The sequence below is a fragment of the Mumia sp. zg.B17 genome (genome assembly GCF_019550915.1).
In the GTDB taxonomy this organism is placed as follows: domain Bacteria; phylum Actinomycetota; class Actinomycetes; order Propionibacteriales; family Nocardioidaceae; genus Mumia.
Map to the genome: position 1 here is coordinate 50,946 of NZ_JAHWCI010000008.1, position 19,270 is coordinate 70,215.

At 71.2% G+C, this 19,270-nt stretch carries 22 protein-coding genes and 1 tRNA gene; 7 read left to right on the forward strand and 16 right to left on the reverse strand.

From position 1 onward, the window contains the following. Positions 1-34: 34 nt before the first annotated feature. Both KV097_RS13425 and KV097_RS13430 read left to right on the forward strand, forming a co-directional pair. Positions 35-604, forward strand: coding sequence for an RNA polymerase sigma factor (locus KV097_RS13425; protein WP_220366161.1), 570 nt, complete (start codon positions 35-37; stop codon positions 602-604). Then, positions 601-1,581 (forward strand): DUF4349 domain-containing protein, encoded by a 981-nt coding sequence (locus KV097_RS13430; protein WP_220366162.1) that lies wholly within the window; start codon positions 601-603, stop codon positions 1,579-1,581. The genes KV097_RS13425 and KV097_RS13430 overlap by 4 nt, the downstream gene beginning before the upstream one ends. Here KV097_RS13430 and KV097_RS13435 read toward each other — a convergent pair. Further along, positions 1,578-2,141, reverse strand: coding sequence for a TetR/AcrR family transcriptional regulator (locus KV097_RS13435; RefSeq protein ID WP_220366163.1), 564 nt, complete (start codon positions 2,139-2,141; stop codon positions 1,578-1,580). The two genes, KV097_RS13430 and KV097_RS13435, sit on opposite strands and share 4 nt — an antisense overlap. Positions 2,142-2,233: 92 nt before the next feature. On the opposite strand from KV097_RS13435, the gene KV097_RS13440 reads away from it, so the two are divergent. Then, entirely contained in the window at positions 2,234-2,674 is a 441-nt protein-coding gene (locus KV097_RS13440) for a DUF2867 domain-containing protein (protein WP_220366164.1), read from the forward strand. 52 nt (positions 2,675-2,726) lie between these two features. On the opposite strand, the gene KV097_RS13445 is transcribed toward KV097_RS13440, so the two are convergent. The 7 genes from KV097_RS13445 to KV097_RS13475 all read right to left on the reverse strand — a co-directional run bounded on the left by KV097_RS13445 (position 2,727) and on the right by KV097_RS13475 (position 8,021). Then, positions 2,727-2,802, reverse strand: a tRNA-Ala gene (locus KV097_RS13445). 61 nt (positions 2,803-2,863) lie between these two features. Beyond that, positions 2,864-3,757 (reverse strand): hypothetical protein, encoded by an 894-nt coding sequence (locus KV097_RS13450; RefSeq protein ID WP_220366165.1) that lies wholly within the window; start codon positions 3,755-3,757, stop codon positions 2,864-2,866. A gap of 75 nt (positions 3,758-3,832) precedes the next feature. Next, the gene (locus KV097_RS13455; protein ID WP_220366539.1) at positions 3,833-4,444 is read right to left on the reverse strand and encodes a GNAT family N-acetyltransferase; all 612 of its coding nucleotides are present in this window, start codon (positions 4,442-4,444) and stop codon (positions 3,833-3,835) included. Continuing rightward, positions 4,441-4,935: a molybdenum cofactor biosynthesis protein B gene (locus tag KV097_RS13460; protein WP_220343584.1), complete on the reverse strand. Its 495-nt coding sequence runs from the start codon at positions 4,933-4,935 to the stop codon at positions 4,441-4,443. Before KV097_RS13460 ends, KV097_RS13455 begins: the two co-directional genes overlap by 4 nt. Further along, positions 4,932-5,405 carry a cyclic pyranopterin monophosphate synthase MoaC gene (moaC, locus tag KV097_RS13465; protein ID WP_220366166.1) on the reverse strand — a complete coding sequence of 158 codons (474 nt, stop codon included), beginning with the start codon at positions 5,403-5,405 and terminating at the stop codon, positions 4,932-4,934. The genes KV097_RS13460 and moaC overlap by 4 nt, the downstream gene beginning before the upstream one ends. Next, positions 5,405-6,625: a gephyrin-like molybdotransferase Glp gene (gene glp / locus KV097_RS13470; RefSeq protein WP_220343582.1), complete on the reverse strand. Its 1,221-nt coding sequence runs from the start codon at positions 6,623-6,625 to the stop codon at positions 5,405-5,407. The genes moaC and glp overlap by 1 nt, the downstream gene beginning before the upstream one ends. Positions 6,626-6,635: 10 nt before the next feature. Next, a complete protein-coding gene (locus tag KV097_RS13475; RefSeq protein ID WP_220366167.1) occupies positions 6,636-8,021 on the reverse strand; it encodes a UTP--glucose-1-phosphate uridylyltransferase in 1,386 nt (461 codons plus the stop codon). A gap of 30 nt (positions 8,022-8,051) precedes the next feature. Between KV097_RS13475 and KV097_RS13480 the strand changes: the two genes are divergently transcribed. After that, on the forward strand, positions 8,052-8,621 hold the full coding sequence (locus KV097_RS13480; RefSeq protein WP_220366168.1) for a 5-formyltetrahydrofolate cyclo-ligase: 570 nt from the start codon (positions 8,052-8,054) through the stop codon (positions 8,619-8,621). Between the two features lie 9 nt (positions 8,622-8,630). Here KV097_RS13480 and KV097_RS13485 read toward each other — a convergent pair whose 3' ends face one another. Genes KV097_RS13485 through KV097_RS13495 form a run of 3 tightly spaced genes read right to left on the reverse strand, consistent with a single transcriptional unit; the run spans position 8,631 to position 13,697 of the window. Continuing rightward, the gene (locus KV097_RS13485; RefSeq protein ID WP_308289426.1) at positions 8,631-11,264 is read right to left on the reverse strand and encodes a penicillin acylase family protein; all 2,634 of its coding nucleotides are present in this window, start codon (positions 11,262-11,264) and stop codon (positions 8,631-8,633) included. Between the two features lie 16 nt (positions 11,265-11,280). Next, positions 11,281-12,339, reverse strand: coding sequence for a hemolysin family protein (locus tag KV097_RS13490; protein WP_220343579.1), 1,059 nt, complete (start codon positions 12,337-12,339; stop codon positions 11,281-11,283). Beyond that, complete coding sequence (locus KV097_RS13495; protein WP_220366169.1) at positions 12,336-13,697, reverse strand: hemolysin family protein; 1,362 nt, start codon at positions 13,695-13,697, stop codon at positions 12,336-12,338. Before KV097_RS13495 ends, KV097_RS13490 begins: the two co-directional genes overlap by 4 nt. Positions 13,698-13,842: 145 nt before the next feature. On the opposite strand from KV097_RS13495, the gene KV097_RS13500 reads away from it, so the two are divergent. From KV097_RS13500 to mscL, 3 genes are all read left to right on the forward strand, one after another. After that, positions 13,843-14,175 (forward strand): FmdB family zinc ribbon protein, encoded by a 333-nt coding sequence (locus tag KV097_RS13500; RefSeq protein ID WP_220366170.1) that lies wholly within the window; start codon positions 13,843-13,845, stop codon positions 14,173-14,175. 109 nt (positions 14,176-14,284) lie between these two features. Next, positions 14,285-14,908 carry an SAF domain-containing protein gene (locus tag KV097_RS13505; RefSeq protein ID WP_220343576.1) on the forward strand — a complete coding sequence of 208 codons (624 nt, stop codon included), beginning with the start codon at positions 14,285-14,287 and terminating at the stop codon, positions 14,906-14,908. An 80-nt stretch (positions 14,909-14,988) separates the two neighbouring features. Continuing rightward, the gene (gene mscL / locus KV097_RS13510; protein WP_255559637.1) at positions 14,989-15,444 is read left to right on the forward strand and encodes a large conductance mechanosensitive channel protein MscL; all 456 of its coding nucleotides are present in this window, start codon (positions 14,989-14,991) and stop codon (positions 15,442-15,444) included. A gap of 17 nt (positions 15,445-15,461) precedes the next feature. Here the strand turns inward: mscL and KV097_RS13515 are convergent, their stop codons facing one another. From KV097_RS13515 to KV097_RS13535, 5 genes are all read right to left on the reverse strand, one after another. Then, positions 15,462-15,680, reverse strand: coding sequence for a hypothetical protein (locus KV097_RS13515; protein ID WP_220346171.1), 219 nt, complete (start codon positions 15,678-15,680; stop codon positions 15,462-15,464). Beyond that, the gene (locus KV097_RS13520) at positions 15,673-16,629 is read right to left on the reverse strand and encodes an NAD(P)-dependent oxidoreductase (protein WP_308289427.1); all 957 of its coding nucleotides are present in this window, start codon (positions 16,627-16,629) and stop codon (positions 15,673-15,675) included. The genes KV097_RS13515 and KV097_RS13520 overlap by 8 nt, the downstream gene beginning before the upstream one ends. A gap of 62 nt (positions 16,630-16,691) precedes the next feature. After that, positions 16,692-17,765 (reverse strand): L-glyceraldehyde 3-phosphate reductase, encoded by a 1,074-nt coding sequence (mgrA, locus tag KV097_RS13525; RefSeq protein ID WP_220343573.1) that lies wholly within the window; start codon positions 17,763-17,765, stop codon positions 16,692-16,694. Then, on the reverse strand, positions 17,758-18,669 hold the full coding sequence (locus KV097_RS13530) for an HAD-IIA family hydrolase (RefSeq protein WP_374106997.1): 912 nt from the start codon (positions 18,667-18,669) through the stop codon (positions 17,758-17,760). The genes mgrA and KV097_RS13530 overlap by 8 nt, the downstream gene beginning before the upstream one ends. Next, positions 18,638-19,246, reverse strand: a complete 609-nt coding sequence (locus KV097_RS13535; protein ID WP_220343571.1) for a TetR/AcrR family transcriptional regulator — start codon at positions 19,244-19,246, stop codon at positions 18,638-18,640. The genes KV097_RS13530 and KV097_RS13535 overlap by 32 nt, the downstream gene beginning before the upstream one ends. Positions 19,247-19,270 lie beyond the last annotated feature (24 nt).

Here is a 19,270-nt window from a genome sequence, read left to right on the forward strand (position 1 = left end):
CATGGACCAGGTGAGGCCCTGCGAACGGAGCAGCATGACGACCGACCTGCCGACGGAGCACGCCGCCGATGACCGGATGCTGCTCGCTCGGACGCGACGCGGTGACCGCGACGCGTTCGGTGACCTGTACGCACGCCACGTCAGGCCGGTGTACTGGCAGGCGTACCGGCTGATCGGCACCGCGCAGGACGCCGAGGAGATCACGCAGGACGTGTTCATCACGGCGTGGCGCCGGCGGTCCGACATCAACCTCGTCGACACGTCGGTGCTCCCCTGGTTGCTCGCCACTGCGAAGAACGTGGCGCTCAACCTCCGCCGGAAGCGTGGCCGCCAGTGGGAGCAGCTCGACGACGCCCTGCCCAGCACCGACCGTGAGCCCTCGGACGAGGCGGTGTCCGCGGTGCTCATGGCCCGCGTGCGCGAGAGCGTCGCCGGCCTGTCGCCGTTGGACCAACAGCTCTTCGAGAGGTGCGTCGTCGGTGACCTCACCTACGCGCAGGCCGCCGACGCGCTTGGCGTGAGCCATGCAGCCGTACGCAACCGCGTGGCGCGGATCCGGAGTCGTGTCCGCGCCGCCACCGAGGACCTGAGGGGGCCCGCATGAGCATCCGACCCGAGATCCCCGAGCTGACCGACGAGCAGGTCGACCGGATGTACCGCCGCGTCACCGGGCGGATCGACCTCGATGCCTCGCTCGTCCGTACGAAGCGCCGCAGGCTCGTGCTCGTGGCCGCCTCCGCGATCCTCGTCGCCGGGCTCGGCGTCGGAGTGCTCGCCGGAGGCGTGACGGTGCTGCCGCAGCAGGGCTCGGACGACTCGTCCTCGGACACGCTGTCGGCCACGGAGACGAAGGGGCGCGCGTTGACCGACGGCAGCACCGAGGGCGGAGCAGGGACCGGCGGACCAGGGACGGGCGACCCCGTGCAGGGCGTACGCGAGATCGTGACCACCGCGTCGGCACACGTTGCCACAGACGACCCGGGAGCGGCCGCCGACGACCTCGCGCGCTGGGCGGAGGAAGAGCGCGGCTGGGTCCAGTCGCGGTCCGAGGAGACGGAGGACGGCGGGACGAGAATCGACCTCCGGCTGCGCGTCCCCACAGGCAGTACCGGCGACACGACGCAGCGGTTGCGTGAGCTCGGGAAGATCTCCGGACTGACGATCGACGCAGAGGACGTCTCCGCTCAGGGGCGTGATCTCGACGCACGGATCACAGCGCTCGAGATCTCCGTGGCCCGCCTCCAGGACCTGATGACGAAGGCGTCCACGACGGCCGACCTCCTCGCGGCCGAACAGACCCTCTCGCAGCGACAGTCCGATCTCGAGGCACTCCAGGCGGAGCGCCGCGGGCTGTCCGACCAGGTCGCGATGGCCACGTACAGCGTGTCGATCTCCTCGGAGGACGGGTCCGAGGTCCCGAGCAGCTCCGGCTTCGTCGGTGCCCTGATGAGCGGGTGGGACGCGCTCGTCGTCACCGTCGCCGTCGCCCTCCGAGTCGTCGGGTTCCTGCTCCCCTGGGCGGCGCTCCTGGCGGCGGTGGCGGCGGCGTACCTCGCGGGACGGCGCCTCCTGCGCCGTTAGGCCGGTGCCGACGGTCGCAGGACGAGGGCCGCGGCGAGGTCGACGGCCTCGTCCTTGGTGTACGCCCCGTGGTCGGCCGCCATGAAGTGCTGCCCGATGGCCGTGGCGAACGCCAGGGTGCTGCGTGCCTCGATCTCGGACTCGTCGGTGATGTAGGTCCTGAACATCGCCCGCAGGAACTCGATGCGAATGTTGTCGACCCGGCGCAGACGCTCGGCCACGCCGTGATCGTGCCGTGCCCATGCCCGGACGGCGAGGTCGATCGGCAGCAGGGCGTCGGAGAAGGTCAGCGAACCGGCGAGCTTCATCGTCTCGCGCACGCTGCGTCCCTCCTTCTCGGCGACGGCGATCGCGTCGTCGGTGCTGCGGCGCTCCCACTCGGCGAGCATCCCGTCCAGGAGCGCGTCCCGGTTGGCGAAGTATCCGTAGAAGCCGCCCTTGGTCACTCCCAGCCTGGCAGCGAGGGTCTCCACACGGACCGCACTCGGCCCACCGTCGACGAGCGCCTCGAGTCCGGCGGCGATCCACCGCTCACGGGTGACGCGAGGGGAAGCGGGCATGTGACGACTCCTGGATCGAGGACCATTCCGCCGGACGGCGATATACGGTACCGTACATTATTCGGTGCCGTATAAACGATGCAGGAGGCATCATGCAGCTACCCACCACCAGCTGGAGCGCGCTGGACGCACCCGACTACGCCGACGTCTTCTCGCACAGGTCCGACGTCGACACGACCGCCGAGCACTGGGCCCGAGTCATGTTCGGGAACACCCCGGGCCTGCTCGGGACGCTGCTCTTCCGTGGGCTGCTGGGCCTCCGGATCACCCACCGCCGCTCGCGCGACACCATCGGAGGCTGGCGCGTCGCGGCGCGCACCGACGAGGCAGTCCGCCTGGAGGCCCGCTCATGGTTCCTCACCGGCGAGCTGGTCGTGCTGGCCGCTGCGGGCTCCGTCACGCTCGTGACCTCCATGCGCTACGACCGGCGCCTCGCGGCGATCGTCTGGCCGGCGGTCGCCTTCGTCCACCGCCGCGTGGCGCCGGGGCTGCTGCGCGACGCCGCGACCGCCATCGCGCAGAAGAACCGGTGACCGCGGCAGAACGACGAAGGCCGGGTCCGCGACTGCGAACCCGGCCTTCGGCTGGTGGAGCTACGGGGATTCGAACCCCGGACCTTCTCATTGCGAACGAGACGCGCTACCAACTGCGCCATAGCCCCAAAGCGAGATCGAGATTACCACGCGATCAGATGGGTCCCGAACCCGGGGCGCGACGGCCCGTCAGTCACCGACGGCGCGACGGCCGACGTCGGAGTCGGAGTCGCTCTCGGGGACGCCCGTCCCGGCCGCACCGGCGGCAGGACCGTCACCGAAGTCGATCGTCCGGACCGTCCGCGCGACGGCGGGTTTGGTGACGTAGGTCGGAAGGGTGACCGGCACCGGGTCCCAGAGCGTCGTGCCCGAGGTGGTGGCCGACGCGATCGCGTCGTGCACCTGCTGGTCGAGCGCACCCTCGGGCAGCGGACCGCGGACCATCACGTTGCGTCGAGCCGGCTCGTGGTCCTCGATCTGGCCGGAGAGGATCACGGTCATCTCGGTGTCGGGATCGACCTGGAGCTCGACGTCGCTCTCCGCCTCGCGCGCAGCGCGTCGCTCGTCACGACGGGCCTCGCGACGGCGAGCACGGGCGGCGCGGGCCTCCGGGTCACTCACCCTCGGCAGCCGCACCGGTCGGCCGATCTCTCGGCGCACCATGACACGGCACAGCACCAGCCACGCGACGACCAGACCACCGGGGATCGCGGCGGCCCACGGCAGCAGGATGCCGGCCACGGACAGGCCGCCGACGACGGCGCACGCCGTGAGGAGGGTCAGCAGCACCCGACGACGGCGGCGGGCCGCGAGACGAGCGGCCCGACGGTTGTGACGGCGCGGTGCGGGACGAGACTCGGACGCCTCGGCGGGCACGGCCTCGCTCTCGTCGGCCGGGGCGGGCGAGGCATCCGGAGTCACCTGGTCGGTGTCGTCCTTGCGGTGGGTGAGCACCCGCAGCGCCCCGGAGAAGCTGGTCACCGACCCGGCGCGCGTCGCCTCCTCGTGGCGCCGGAGCGCCAGAGGAACGCCGTACGCCACCCAGATGGCGATCACGGCTGCGAAGATCAGACCGGTACCCACAGATGAACCGTACGTGCTGCGGACGGTCACCCCTGCGGACCTCGCCCGGTGTGTCGCGCGGCGGTTCTTGCGGTGTCAGCGATCGACGCCGGCCGCGTCGGCCCTCGCGATGAGCCCGCCGGGCAGAACCTGCTCGGCGGTGATCGCGAACAGCAGGTGGTCGCGCCACGCCCCGTCGATGTGCAGGTAGCGCGGCGCCAGCCCCACCCGGTCGAAACCGAGCTTGTCGACGATGCGCAGGCTCGAACGGTTCTCCGGACGGATCGCGATCTCGATGCGGTGCAGTCCCAGCGCCTCGAAGCAGTGGTCGGTGGCGAGCGCCACCGCCGTGGTCGTGATGCCGCGACCGGCGTAGGGCCGCGCGATCCAGTAGCCGATCTGCGCCCAGCGCGCCGAGCCCCAGGTCATCCCGGACACCGTGACCTGGCCGATCATCTCGTCGCCGTCGCCGTACGTCGTCACGAACGGGAGCGCCCGACCCTGGGACGCCTGCTGCCGCAGCGAACGGACCGCCGCGCCGTACGAACGCGTCCCGGACGGCGCCGATCGCGGCAGCGTCGCCTCCCACCGGCCCAGCCAGTCGGACGACTCCTGCCGCAGCCGCGCCCACACCCGTGCGTCACCGCGGCGGATGGGGCGCAGGCCGACGTCGCCGTGCTGAAGCGTCGCCGGCCAGCCCGCGCTCAGGACGCACCTCCGGCGTCACGGACGTGGTCGACCCCGGCCACCTGCTCGACGGCATGGACGAGGACGTCGGCCAGCACGGCCAGCCCGTCGCGCACACCACCGCGCGAGCCCGGGAGGTTCACGACGACCGTCTGATCGGCGACCCCGGCCCGGCCGCGCGACAGCATGGCTGTCGGCACCCCGTGGGCGACGCCGTACGCGCGAATCGCCTCGGCCACTCCCGGAAGCTCGCGGTCCAGCACGTTCGCGGTCGCCTCGGGCGTGGCGTCCGTGGGACTGATCCCTGTCCCGCCGGTGGTGACGACGGCCGCGTGACGCAGGTCGACCGCCTCCCGGAGCGCCTCCTCGACAGGTGGTCCGTCGGGCACGACGAGCGGCTCGTCGACGTCGAAACCCCACTCGCGCAGGGCCTGCACGATCATCGGCCCGGTGGTGTCCTCGTAGACTCCGGCCGCGGCGCGGTTGGAGCAGGTGATCACGAGCGCCTTCACGTCGACCAGTCTCCGCTCTTGCCGCCCGACTTCGCGCGGACCCGGACCTCGGCGATCACGGCGTGCTTGTCGACCGCCTTGATCATGTCGACGACGGTGAGGGCCGCGACGCTGACAGAGGTCAACGCCTCCATCTCGACACCCGTCCGGCCCGTCGTCCGCACGGTCGCTGCGATCTCGACACCGTCGTCGACGACGTCCAGGTCGACCTCGACCCCGGTGATCGCGAGCGGGTGGCACAACGGCACGAGGTCGGGCGTGCGCTTGGCCGCCATGATGCCGGCGATCCGCGCGACCCCGAGCGCGTCGCCCTTCGGCACGTCACCGGACCGCAGGAGCGCCACGACCTCGGGGGTCGTCCGGACCATCCCGGTGGCGCGGGCCTCGCGACGGCTCTCGCCCTTGGCGGAAACGTCCACCATCCGTGCGGCACCCTGGTCGTCGACGTGGGTCAGACGCGGCTCGCCCATCAGAAGTCCCTGTCCAGGACGAGGACCTTCGCCGTGTCGCCGACGTGCAGCGCCGTCTCGTCCTCGTCGACGGAGATCAGGCAGTTGGCCCGCGCCAGGCCGGCGATCAGGTGGGATCCGGGGCCGCTCACGGGCGTCACACGGGCGCCGCGGGGTGAGACCTCGAACCAGCCGCGAAGGTACTGGCGGCGACCGGCAGGCGAGCGGATCTCCTCGGTCATGGTCGCCTGGATCAGCGGGCGGCGGTACGGGAGCCTGCCCATCATCCGCCGGAGCATCGGGAGGACGAAGACCTCGAACGACACGTACGACGACACCGGGTTGCCCGGCAGCGTGACGATCGGCGTCCGGTCGTCACCGACGGTCCCGAAGCCCTGTGGCTTGCCGGGCTGCATCGCGACCTCGCAGAACTCGACGGTCCCGAGGTCGGACAACGCGGCCTTCACGACGTCGTACGAACCCTTGCTGATCCCGCCGCTGGTGATGACGAGGTCGGCGCGGACGAGCTGGTCGGAGAGCACGTCGGCGAACTCACGGGGGTCGTCGGAGGTGATGCCGACCCGGTAGGCGATCGCACCGGCCGCCCTCGCGCACGCGGCGAGCATGTAGGAGTTGCCGTCGTAGATGGAGTCGTAGTCCAGGCGGGCACCAGGCTCACGCAGCTCGGTCCCGGTCGACAGGACCACGACGCGCGGGCGCGGACGCGCCTTGAGCCGGGCGAAACCGAGCGAGGCGAGGAGCCCCACCTCGCGCGGGCCGAGCACGGTGCCGGCCTCCGCGACCAGCTCACCCGCGGCCACGTCCTCGCCGGAGGGGCGGACGTTCTCGCCGGCCCGACGGGCCTGGTAGACCTGCACCTCGGCGTCGCCGCCGTCGGTCAGCTCGATCGGCACCACCGTGTCGGCCCCGGACGGCAGCGGTGCACCGGTCATGATCTTGACCGCGGTCTTGGAGGTCAGCGCCATCGGCGTGCTGGAGCCGGCGGCCTGCTCGCCCACGACGGGCAGCCGCACCGGGAACTCCCGGTTGGCACCGTGCACGTCGACCGCACGGACGGCGTAGCCGTCCATCGCGGAGTTCGTGAACCGCGGGAGGTCGATCGGGCTCACGACGTCGTCCACGAGCGGCAAGCCCATGGACTCCAGCAGCGGCTGCTCGTACGGCTGGAGCGGGCCGATCAGGTCGAGCAGCTTCGCGAGGTGCTCGTCGACGGTACGCATGAGCGACAGCCTAAGACCCTTCGAGCACCGTTCCGCCGTCGATCGTCCCCGGTGAGCCCTCGGCGGGCACCGTGACCTCCCCGACGACACGGACACCGGCCCCGAAGGTCCAGTCCCCCTGCACCGTGAACGCCGTGGCGTCGGCCAGCGAGACAGGTCCACGGGGGAACCGCGCGTCGAAGTCGCGGACCAGCTTGTAGTGCTCCTTGTCGAGCCTCACCAGCGGCGCGTCCTCGCGGCGCGCGACGAGGTGGAAGTCCTCGTCGAGGTCGTAGAAGTCCGACCGGACCAGCAGCAGGTCGTCGGTCGTCTTGACCGGCAGGAAGCGTTCGCGCTCCACCTCGATGGCGACGGCACCGTCGAAGACCTCGACCGCCGCACCCATCGCGGACTCGACCTGGATCACCTCCGGCGAGGTCGGGTCCGTCGGGTCGACGGTCTTGACGTTCTTGATCAGCGGGAGCCCCAGGACGCCGTCGCGCGCCTCGATGACGGCCGCGAGCGCCTCGAGGTCGAACCAGAGGTTGTTGGTGTGGAACCAGCGGTGGCGGGTGGTGTCGTCGGCGAGCGCCTGGTCCTCCTTCGGCGTCTGTGCCGTCTCGCGCAGCACGAGCCGACCGTCGGACTTGCGACGGACGAGGTAGCCGCCCTTGACGTCGGCCGGAGTGCGGCGGCACACCTCGGCGGCGTACGGCGCGGAGGACTGCGCGAACCACCCGGCCATCCGCGGGCTGGGATAGCTGCCGAGGTTGTCGGAGTTCGAGACGGAGGCGTAGCGGTACCCGGCCTCGATCAGAGCCGCGAGCGTGCCGGACGCGTCGAGCGCGGTGTAGAGGTCTCCGTGGCCGGGCGGAGTCCACTCCAGGGTCGGGTCCTTCGGCCACGACACCGGCGTGAGGTCGTCGGCACGCAGCTTGGGCTCCTTGTTCTGGAGGAAGTCCAACGGAAGGCCCTCGACCGGGACGTCCGGGTGCTGGGTCAGCGCGTCCAGCGTGTCCTCGCGGGTCCGGAAGCTGTCCATCAGGATCAGCGGGAGGTCGGTGTCGTAGACGCTGCGCACGCGCCGTACCTGCTCCACCACGATGTCGAGGAACGTCCGCTCGCCACGGACCGGCAGCAGCGACTTGGCCTTGTCCATGCCCATCGAGGTCCCGAGCCCGCCGTTGAGCTTGATGACGACCGTGCGCGCCAGAGCGTCGCGCATCTGGCTCTCGCCCACCTGGGCGTCGGCCAGCCTCGGCGGCGGGTCGAGCGGGTCGATGTCGGACTCGTGGATCATGCCGGTCGCGCCGGCCTCAAGCTCGGCGTAGTGGTGGGCGAAGACCTCGATCGCCCGAGGAGGGACTCCCGCCGCCTCCATCGTCTCCCGAGCCGCGGTCAGTCCCTGTTCACTCATGCCGCTCATCGTAGGCACTACCGTCGTCGTGTGACGGACAAGAGACTGCTGCGCGAGCAGCTGCTCGAGGCCCGCGCCGACCTCGACGAGGCCGCGGTGGCCGCCGCCGGCACGGCCCTGGGCCGTCGCGCCCACGCTCTCGTCCGCGAGCACGCCGGACGTTCGGTGGCGGCGTACCTGTCGGTCGGTCGGGAGCCGCCCACCTGGCCACTGCTCGACGCGCTGCTCGCCGAGGACGTCGAGGTCGTCGTCCCCCGGGCGCTCCCCCGCAGGCAGCTGAGCTGGGTCCGGTATGCCGGCCGGGACGCGCTGGTCATCGGTCGGTTCGGCATCCCCGAGCCTCGTGGCGAGGCAGTCCCCGACGCCCTGGCGGGCACCGACGTCGCGATCGTGCCCGCGCTCGCGGTCGACGCCGCCGGGTTCCGTCTCGGCCGCGGCGGCGGCTACTACGACGAGGCGCTCGCGTCGTGCGAGCGTCCCCTGCGGGTCGCGCTCGTCTACGACCACGAGCTCGTCGACGACGTCCACCCGGAGGCTCACGACCAACGCGTCGACGTGGCGCTCAGCCCGGCCAGGACCGTCGAGCTGCCTCCGCGCTGACGAGGTCGCTCAGTGTTCGAGCCGGGGCGTCAGCGTCAGCTCGTCGTCGGCCGCCGCCTTGACCTTCTCAGGCGAGAACGGCCAGGCCAGGGTCTTGCCGTCCGCCCACAACGAGGTCTGGTCGACGTAGTTGCCGTGGAACGCGTGCCCGGAGACGCCCGTCAGGTTGATCCACCGTGAGCGGTCCAGGTCGTCCAGGTCGACGACCATCCGCATCGACGGCACCGCGGTCACCTCGTAGCCCTTCGCCGCGTCCCACGCGGTCGCGTCGACGAGACCGGACCCGCCGGCGACAGCGTACGGCCCGCGGTTGAACAGCCGCTCGACGAGCGCGATCCCCGACGTCCCGAGCGTCTGGTTCTCCAGAGTCAGCGTGTGCACCCGTCCCCACGTCCACCGGGTGGGATCCAGCGACTGCAGCCGCGTCATCTCGTCGCGGGCGTCCCGCATCGCCGTCCGAAGGACGTCGTCGCGCGTCTCGCGCTCCCGCTTGGTCGTCCGATCGTCCCACCAGCTGCTGTCGGGTGCGTTGAGGAGCCGGCGGACCACCTCGAACCAGCGCTCGCCACCCGCCGGCCACACGTCCTGGGGCAGGTCGTCGTGGAACGTGCGGGCCAGCAGGTTGCGCCACACCGAGGCGAAGTAGGCAGCGGCCCCGGAGTCGCGGTCCTGCTTCATGTCCCAGTCCCGAAGGAGGTCCTGCCCGTCGGCGTAGTAGCCCGAGCCGAGGTCGACCTCGAGGAGGTACGGCATCAGGGTGTTGGCCTGGCTGTTGTAGGTGTCGTTCTGGATCCGGGACATGTCGTCGACGTCCAGCTTGGACGTCGACGACAGGAGGTCGATGATCCGCTGGCTGCGGTAGCCGGCCGCCTGCCCGGTCCCGATCAGGTACGGGTACTGCCGGCCGATCACCTGCTGGTTGGCCGAGACCACGTAGCCCTCGGCAGGGTTGAGGACCGACGGCAGCTCGGCGTACGGGATGAAGCCCTTCCAGCGGTACGTCCGGTCCCAGCCCGGGACCGGCCACCGACCGTCGCCGCGCGCCCGGATCGGGATCGAGCCCGGCGCCTGGTAGCCGATGTTGCCCGAGCGGTCGGCGTAGACGAGGTTCTGCGACGGCACGGCGAAGTGGCGAGCGGCCTTGCGGAAGCCTGCCCAGTCGCTGGCCTTGCCGATGCCGAAGACGGCGTCCATGGTGCGTCCCGGTGTGAGGGCGGTCCACTGCAGCGAGACGCCGAACTCCGTCCCGCCTCCCTCCCGCTCGGCGACGTCCTCGAGCGTCTCGTCGACGTCGGAGAGGACAGGGCCGTGCCGGGTCTCGCGGACGGTGATCGTCTCCGGCTCGTCCTGGCCCGCGACCTCGAACGTCTCCGTCCGGCGGATCAGCGGACGCCACGTGCCGTCGTACAGATAGCGGTCACCCTCGATCCGCTCGACGTAGAGGTCGGTGACGTCGGCGTACATCGTGGTGAACCCCCAGGCGATGTCGGCGTTGTGGCCGATCACCACCCCTGGCATGCCGGAGAACGTGAATCCGGCGACGTCGAACGGGCAGTCGTCGTCGACCACGCGGCAGTGCAGGCCCATCTGGTGCCAGATGCCGGGCATGCTCGGCGCCAGGTGGGGGTCGTTGGCCAGGATCGGCTGGCCCGTCGCGCTGCGCTCGCCGGAGACCGCCCACGCGTTGGAGCCGGTCCCCTCCCCGAAGCCGAGCAACGTCGGAAGGCCCGCGGCGACCTGGGAGACACCCCGCATCGACCCGACGAGGTCCTTCAGGCCGTCGGCGTCGAGTGCGGGGGAGACCGACGACGACTCGTCGACGGCCGCCACCGCGTCCGCGCTGTCCGGAGCCGCCTCCGCGCGGTCGGTGTCGGCGTTGCGTCGGCGACCAGCCGACTGGTCGAACGCGTCACCGTCCACCGTCCCCCGGGTCACGATCGGGTCGTGCCGGCGGAACGGGAAGCCCGGATAGAGGGTGTCGACCTGCGAACGGGTCAGCTTCTCGGTCGAGAGCACCCGGTCGATCTCGTCGCCCATGTTGCTGCGCAGGTCCCACGCCATCGCCTTGAGCCAGGCCAGCGAGTCGACCGGTGTCCACGGCTCCGGCTCGTAGTCGGGACCGGTGAGCGCGAGGACGGAGTACTCGAGGCCCAGCGCGGCGGGCTCGCGATCGCCGACGTAGGCGTTGACACCACGGGCGTACGCCTCGAGGTAGCGACGCGTCGACGGCGACACCTTGGCGAGCTCCTGCTCGGCGACCCGCCGCCAGCCCATCGTCCGTACGACCTTGTCGGTCTCGAGAGCCGACTCGCCGAAGAGCTCGGCAAGCCGGCCGGCCGTGACGTGGCGACGGAAGTCCATCTCGAAGAAGCGGTCCTGCGCGTGGACGTAGCCCTGCGCCAGGAACAGGTCCTCGGCGGTGTCGGCATAGACCTGCGGGATGCCGCGGTCGTCACGCAGGACCTCCACCTCGGCACTCAGCCCGGGGATCTGGACGGAACCGGTGCGGTCGGGGAACGGCCGACGCACGGTCACCACGGCGACCGCCGCCATCGCGACGAGAGCGACCGCGAGGACGATCGCGACGACCACGACGAGGCGCCGGGTCAGGACAGGACGGAGTCGCAGGGCCAGGGCACGCACCTGTGCATTGTGCCGCTCACGTCCCTCCGCCGGCACGGCGGGACGGGTCACGGACCTCGGCGCGGACTTCTCCGACCAGCTCCTCGAGGACGTCCTCGAGCATCACGACCCCCAGCTCGGCGCCGTCGTCGCCCACCACACGGGCCATGTGGGCGCCTCTCTGCTGCATCAGGCGGAGAGCGTCGTAGAGCCGCGACCCTCGGCGTACGGAGCCGAGCGGGCGGATCCACTTCGCCGGGATCGGGCGTGTCGCCTCCGAGACCTCGAGCGCGTCCTTGATGTGCAGGTAGCCGACGAGCGCGTCGTGGGAGTCGGTCACCGGGAAGCGCGAGTAGCCCGTCCGGGCGCAGGCCTCCTCGACGTCGGCACGGGTCGCCCCGACCGGGACCGCGACGAGCTCGCCGCGTGGCAGCAGGACCCGCTCCACCGTGCCCGCCTCGAAGCCGAGCGCTCCGGACACCAGCTCGTACTCCTCGGAGTCGAGCAGACCCTCGCGGTGCGACTCGTCGATCAGACCGGCGACCTCGTCGGAGGTGAAGGTGCTGCCGACCTCGTCCTTCGGCTCGAGACGGGCCAGGCGGACGGCACCGTTGGCGATCGCGTTCAGCGCGACGACGAACGGCTTCAGCAACCAGATCATCCCGAGCATGAACGGTCCGAGCCACAGCACGGCCCGGTCGGGACCGGCCAGTGCGATGTTCTTCGGGACCATCTCGCCCAGCACGACGTGCAGGTAGGTGACGATCGCCATCGCGATCACGAAAGAGATCGGGTGGACGAGCGCGTGGGGTACGGCGAGCGCCTCGAAGAGCGGCTCGAACAGGTGCGCGATGGCGGGCTCGCCGACGGCACCGAGCCCGAGGGAGCAGAGCGTGATGCCGAGCTGCGCGGCGGCCATCGCGAGGCTGACCCGCTGCATCGCGCGGATCGCCAGCCTGGCGGGTCTCGAGCCCGCGCGCGCCTTCGGCTCCAGCTGGGTGCGGCGCGCGGAGATCAACGCGAACTCGGCGGCGACGAAGAGCGCGTTGAGGGCGAGCAGCACGATGACGAGGAGGATCGCGAGCAGGGGGTTCATCGGCCGTCCTCCTCGTCGTCGACCGGGTCCGCGTCGACGACGAGGATGACGCGGTCGATCCGACGACCGTCCATCCGGTCGACCCGCAGCCGGACCGCGACGGTGGTCACCTGCTCGCCCGCGACCACGGGCACCACGAGCGAGACCACGTCACCGACCGTCGCCAGTCGGCCGAGGTGCTGCACGATCAGGCCGGCGACCGTCTCGTAGTCGTCGCCCTCCGGCAACGGCACGCCGGTCTGCGCACGCACCTCGTCGGGACGCAGCATCCCCGACAGCACCCAGGTGCCGTCGGGCCGTGACCGCAGCTGCGCCGACGCGCGGTCGTGCTCGTCGGAGATGTCGCCGACGAGCTCCTCGACGAGGTCCTCCAGCGTCACGACGCCGTCGGTCCCGCCGTACTCGTCGAGCACGACCGCGATCTGGAGCCGCTGCTCGCGCAGCAGGACCAGCAGCGGATCCAGCTCGATCGAGTCCGGGACCGTCAGTGCGGGCGACGCGAGCTCCGCGAGGCGGACCGTGCGCCGTCGGTCGGGGGGTACGGAGACCGCGTCCTTGACGTGGACGACGCCGACGAGGTCGTCGAGGTTCTCGCCGATCACCGGGAAGCGCGAGTGCCCTGAGGACCGCACGGCGTCGACGAGGTCCTGCGCGGTGTCGCGGCGGTCGAGGAACTTCACCCGGACCCGTGGCGTCCGGACGTCGGCGGCCGTGCGGTCACCGAACTCGATCGACCGGGCGACCAGGTCGGCCGTCGGACGGTCCAGCGCGCCCTCGTCGGCCGACCGCCGCACCAGCGAGCTGAGCTCGTACGGCGAGCGCGCCGACCGCAACTCCTCCTGCGGCTCGATGCCGATGCTGCGGAGCAGCGCGTTGGCGGACCCGTTCAGAGCGCGGATGGGCAGCGCCATCGCGGTCGTGAACCCGCGCTGAAGGCCTTGCACGGCACGAGCGGTGGCCATCGGCGCGGTGAGCGCGAGGTTCTTGGGGATCAGCTCGCCCACGAGCATCGTGACGAAGGTGCTGAGCAGGAGCGCCACCAGGTAGGACGTCGCCGACAGCGAACCGCCGGTGATCCCCGCTCCCTCGAGCGGCCCGCGCAGGAGCTGGCCGATCGCCGGCTCGGCGAGGAAGCCGATCACCAGGTTGGTGATCGTGATGCCCAGCTGGGCGCTGCTCAGCTGGGTCGACAGCGTCCGAAGCCCGCCGAGCAGACCCACGGCCCGCTTGTCGCCGGCGGCGGCGGCGCGCTCGACCGAGGGCCGGTCGACGGTGACGAAGGAGAATTCGGCGGCGACGAAGACGCCGCAGGCGAGCATGAGGAGGAAGGAGGTGAGAAGGAGTAACCACTCGGTCATCAGAGAACCAGCGTAGCGGGGCGCCAGGGAATCTCAGGTGGGGCCGACGTTGTTCTCCCAGGTGGCGCCCCGCACAATGGGCGCTGGAATCGGTACGGCTGCCCGCCCGGGGCGGCCGTACGCGCGAGCGCCAGAAGGAACGACCGTGCCGACTTACCAGTACCAGTGCACCGACTGCGGCGAACCGCTGGAGGTGCAGCAGAGCTTCACCGACGACGCCCTGACGGTGTGCCCGTCCTGCGAGGGACGCCTGCGCAAGGTGTTCAACGCGGTGGGTGTCGTCTTCAAGGGCAGCGGGTTCTACCGCAACGACAGCCGCTCGACCTCCTCGAGCGCCTCACCGGCGACACCGTCGTCCTCGTCGAGCGACGGGGGAAGCGGCTCGTCAGGCACCACGACCGACACCGCGTCCTCGTCGAGCACCTCCTCGTCGAGCACCTCGTCGTCGACCACCAGCCCCGCCAAGACGACCGCCTGACCCGACCACCTCGTCCGCACCCCGTCTCCCTGTGGAGACGGGGTGCGCGACTGTCGGCGGCTGTGGACGGTGGTGACGGGCGCCACCGTCGTCGCGCCAGAGTGCGGTCATGCCCGCCTCGCGCCTTCTCGACGTCCTGGGACCGTGGCGCCGTCGCATCCGGACTCACCGCCGCCCTCTCGCGGCTGCCTGCGCGGCGGCGTCGGTCCTCGTGGCCATCCACGCGGCGCGCCCTGATCCCGGTCCGACCGCGACGGTCCTGGTTGCGACAGAGACTTTGAGGTCCGGGAGCCGGCTGGGCCCTGGCGAGGTCGAGCAGGTCGCGGTGCCCACCGACCTCGCGCCTGCCGAGGCGCTCTCGTCGCTCGAGGAGGCCCACGGACGTGTGGTCGCGGCTCCGGTCCCGGACGGAGCGGTCCTCACCCGGTTCTCCGTCGTCGGGCCTGGTCTCCTCGAGGGTTACCGTCGTGGCACCGCCCTGGTCAGCGTGCGGCTCGCTGACCCGGCGACGGTGACGCCGGTGCGCGTGGGCGACAGCGTGGACGTGGTGGGCACCGACCCCCGCGGCAGCGCGCCGCCACGAGTGCTCGCCCGGAGAGCGCAGGTCGCAGCGCTCCCCGCGGCCGAGGGCGACGACCGCGCCGTGCTGGTCCTCGCCGTGGATGCGACGACCGCGCGGACGCTCTCCGGTGCCGGCGTCTCCTGGCACCTGTCGGTGACCGTGGTCGTCTGAGGGGGGCGACGGGTCGCCCCAGGGGGGCCGATTGTGGTGAGGTTGGTGCGTCACACCACCGCATTCACGGGAGGCTCCGCATGGCCGGGATGGTCGCAGGGTTCAAAGAGTTCATCATGCGCGGCAACGTCGTGGACCTCGCGGTCGCGGTCGTCATGGGCACAGCCGTCACCCAGCTGGTGACCGCCTTCACCGCGTCCTTCATCGATCCCCTCCTGGCAGCGATCGGTGGGACGGACGCCAACGGGCTGGGCTTCCAGCTCACCGGCTCCGGAAAGGACACGTTCGTCGACGTCGGCGCGTTCATCACCGCGGTGATCAACTTCCTGATCATCGCCGCGGTGCTGTATTTCCTCATCGTGCTGCCGATGAACAGGTTCCGAGAGCGGTTCGCCAAGCCGAGCGACGACGCGCCCCCGCCCGAGGACGTGGCGCTGCTGCGCGACATCCGGGACGAGCTGCGCCTGAGCCGCGAAGGCCGCAACCGCCCGAGTGACGGACCGAGCAACCGCCCGAGCGCCACGCCCGACGCCTGACCGACGAAGGTCGTCAGTCAGCCGCCGTGGTGCGGCGGGACGTCTCGGCGCATCTCCTCGTCACGGCCGCCCTCGCGCTCGCTCCATCCCTCGGCGGTCTCGTCGCGGGTCGTCGCCGGGACGATGTCTCCGAGCAGGCGGGCTGCTCGGAGACGTCGCTGGCGCGCCTGCTCGGCCGTGCGGACATCGGACGTCTGCGGAGACGTCCGGTCAGGACCAGGGGCGTCCTCAGGCACTCGCGGCCTCCATCACCATCGGTGCGAGCCACCCGGCGTCGAACCGCGGGTGGGCGGGTGTCCATCCGGTCGCGCGATGGAACCGCTCGGAGCTGACCCGCTGCGACCGCGTCAGCCACTCGAGGCGGTCCCCGCCGAGACGGAGCACGAGGCGTCGGTAGAACCCCGCCTGCTCCTGCCCCACCGCCTCGGCGAACGCAGCGACCAGCTCGCTGCGACGGACTGGCTCCGCCCCGACGTTGTAGGTGCCCGACGGCGCGTCGAGGGCGGCGAGCACCGCGCCCCCGATGTCGTCAGGGTGGACGACGTGGGTCCATGACTGCGGTCTGCCCATGCCGACCGCCTGGCCGGCGCGCGCGCGGGCCAGACGCCACCGGGTGACCGCGTCGTCGCCGACGATCGTCCCGAACCGGAGGACCACGGCCGCCCGGTGCGCTGACGCGAACTGGTCGGCGTGGGTCTCGGCAAGGACGACGGGCTCCGCGGCGCACGACACGGCGATGGGGCTGTCCTCGTCGATCAACCGGTTGCCGTGGTCGGCGTACACGAACGAGACGCTCTCCTGGACCAGTCTCGTGACACCGGCCTCCGCTGCGGCCTCGGCGACGTTGCGAGAGCCCTCGACGTGGATGCGGTCGTTCGACTTCCACGCACCGGGCCTGATGCCGGTGGTGCCGACGGGCATGTGCGTGGCGAGGTTGGCGACGGCCTGGCAGCCTCGCATGGCGTCGACGAGACCAGCGCGGTCGAACAGGCTCGCCCGGACGGAGGCGATGCCACGCGCCCGGTGGGTCGCGGCATTGTCATCGCTGCGGGCGAGGGCGACGACCTCGTGACCGGCGCCCTGGAGGGCTGCGGTCACGGAGCGACCCATCACTCCGGTGCCGCCTGTGACGAAGACTCTCACCGTGGTGCTGCTCCAGGTGCTGTCCGGGGCAGATCGGGCCACGAACGGGGGGGTTCCATCACAAAAGGATAACGGACGTGTCGAAGATCGTCACCGCAGGAGGCTCAGGCGTCGCTCGAGCCCGCCCAGATGTTGAGATTCCCGTTCACCGCGTGCTCGTCGATCCGTCGGATCTCGTCGTCGTCGAAGTCGAGCGTCTTGAGCGCGCCGAGACTGTCCTCGAGCTGCGTCACGCTGGACGCGCCGACGAGTGCGGAGGTCACCCGCGAGTCCCGGAGCACCCACGCGATCGCCATCTGCGCCAGGGTCTGGCCCCGCTCCCGGGCGATGCCGTCGAGGGCTCGGACGTGGGCGAGGTTCTCCTCGATCATCTGCGGGTCGAGCGACTTGTCCTCCGCGGCCCTCGACCCGGCCGGGACGCCGTCGAGGTAGCGGTTGGTCAGGACCCCCTGCGCGAGGGGCGAGAAGGCGATGCACCCGACGCCGGCGTCCTCCAGCTCGTCGAGGAGCCCGTCCTCGACCCAGCGGTTGAGCATCGAGTACGACGGCTGGTGGATGAGCAGCGGGGTCCCGAGACCGCGGAGGATCTCGACCGCCTCGCGGGTGCGCTCCGGGCCGTACGAGCTGATCCCGACGTAGCGCGCCTTGCCGGCACGGACCGCGGCGTCGAGCGCCCCCATGGTCTCCTCCAGCGGGGTGTGCGGGTCGAAGCGGTGGCTGTAGAAGATGTCGACGTGGTCGAGACCCATCCGCTGCAGGGAGTCGTCGAGGCTGGAGAGGAGGTACTTCCTGGAGCCGAGGAACCCGTACGGTCCGGGCCACATGTCCCAGCCTGCCTTGGTCGAGATCACGAGCTCGTTGCGGTACGGCGCGAAGTCCTCGGCGAGGATCCGCCCGAAGTTCTTCTCCGCCGCGCCGTACGGGGGTCCGTAGTTGTTGGCGAGGTCGAAGTGCGTCACGCCGAGGTCGAAGGCACGGCGAAGGATCGCCCGTTGGGTGGCCAGCGGCTTGTCGTCACCGAAGTTGTGCCACAGGCCCAGCGAGACCGCCGGCAGCTGGAGGCCCGAGCGTCCGCAGCGGCGGAACGACGCGAGCCCGCCGTCGTCGGGGCCGGCGTAGCGGTCGTCCGACGCGCGGTAGAGGTCGTGCGGGTCCAGGATCGTGCGTCGCTCACTCATGGTCACTCCGGTCGTTGGGGGGCGGGACGACGTCGTCCACGAGGTCGGCGATCGACTCGACGACGCGTGTCGGACGGTACGGGAAACGCTCGATGTGCTCCTGACGGGTCGAGCCGGTGAGGACGAGGACGGTTCGCAGGCCGGCCTCGATCCCCGACACCACATCGGTATCCATCCTGTCGCCGACCATGACCGTGGTCTCGGAGTGAGCCTCGATGCGGTTGAGGGCGTTGCGCATCATCAGCGGGTTCGGCTTGCCGACGAAGTACGGAGCCACACCGGTCGCGCGGGTGATCAGGGCAGCGACGGACCCGGTCGCCGGGAGCGGGCCGGCCGGCGACGGGCCGGTGGAGTCGGGGTTCGTGGCGATGAAGCGAGCGCCCTTGACGATCAGCTGGATGGCGGCGGTGATGGCCTCGAAGGAGTACGTGCGCGTCTCGCCGAGGACCACGTAGTCGGGGCGCGACCGGGTCAGCACGTAGCCGACCTCGTGCAGCGCCGTGGTCATGCCCGCCTCGCCGACGACGTACGCGCTGCCGCCCGGGCGCTGGTCGGAGAGGAACTTGGCGGTCGCGAGCGCAGAGGTCCAGATGTTCTTCTCCGGGACGTCGAGTCCCGACTCGGCCAGCCGCGCCCTCAGGTCGCGAGGCGTGTAGATCGAGTTGTTGGTCAGCACGAGGAACTTGCAGCCCGACTCGGTGAGCCGGCGGAGGAACTCCGCAGCGCCTGGGATCGCGTCCTCCTCGCGGACGAGGACGCCGTCCATGTCGGTGAGCCACGTCGTGACGGGCCGGTTCTCGGTCATGGCCGAAGTATCGCTGTCCGGACCAGGGCGAGCGACCCAGACGCGGCTCCCCGCGGCGAGGGCGAGCTCACGGTGTCGCAGCGGGGGGTGTGGCGAGATCGGCGAGGTGCGCGCGTACGACCGCCCGCGACATCCGTCCTGCGTCGTCGGTCGTCGCGAGGAGCCCGTGCACGATCAGCCCGTCGACGAGCGCGGAGAGCCGCTCGGCCTCCAGGGCAGGGTCGCGCCCCGCGCCGAGCAGGCCGGCACCGGCCAGGTGGTCGACCATCGATCCGAACGCCTGCTCCAGCCGGCGGTTGGTCAGGGCCCGCTGCTCCGCGAGGTGCTGGTCGGTCAGCGACCGGACGGCGAAGGCGATCCAGACCGTGCACTCGGCCCGGCGTTCGTCGTCGAGCGGCAGCATCTCCTCGATCATCGCCGGAACGAAGACCTGCGGGCCCGCACTCCTGTCGACGCCGACGATGCGTCGCTCGATGCGGTCACCCACCAGCTCGAGCGCGAACCCGAGCAGCTCGGAGTGAGATCCGAACGAGTGCCGGAGCGACCCTGTCGACAGGCCTGCCTCGGCGGCGACGTTGCGCACCGACGCGTGGTCGAGGCCGTCGCGCACGATCACCCGCCACACCGCTCGCCCCAGCGCGTGGTGACGCTCCCGCCTGTCGATGGTCCTCGGCATTGACATTTTCTAGCACACCTGTGA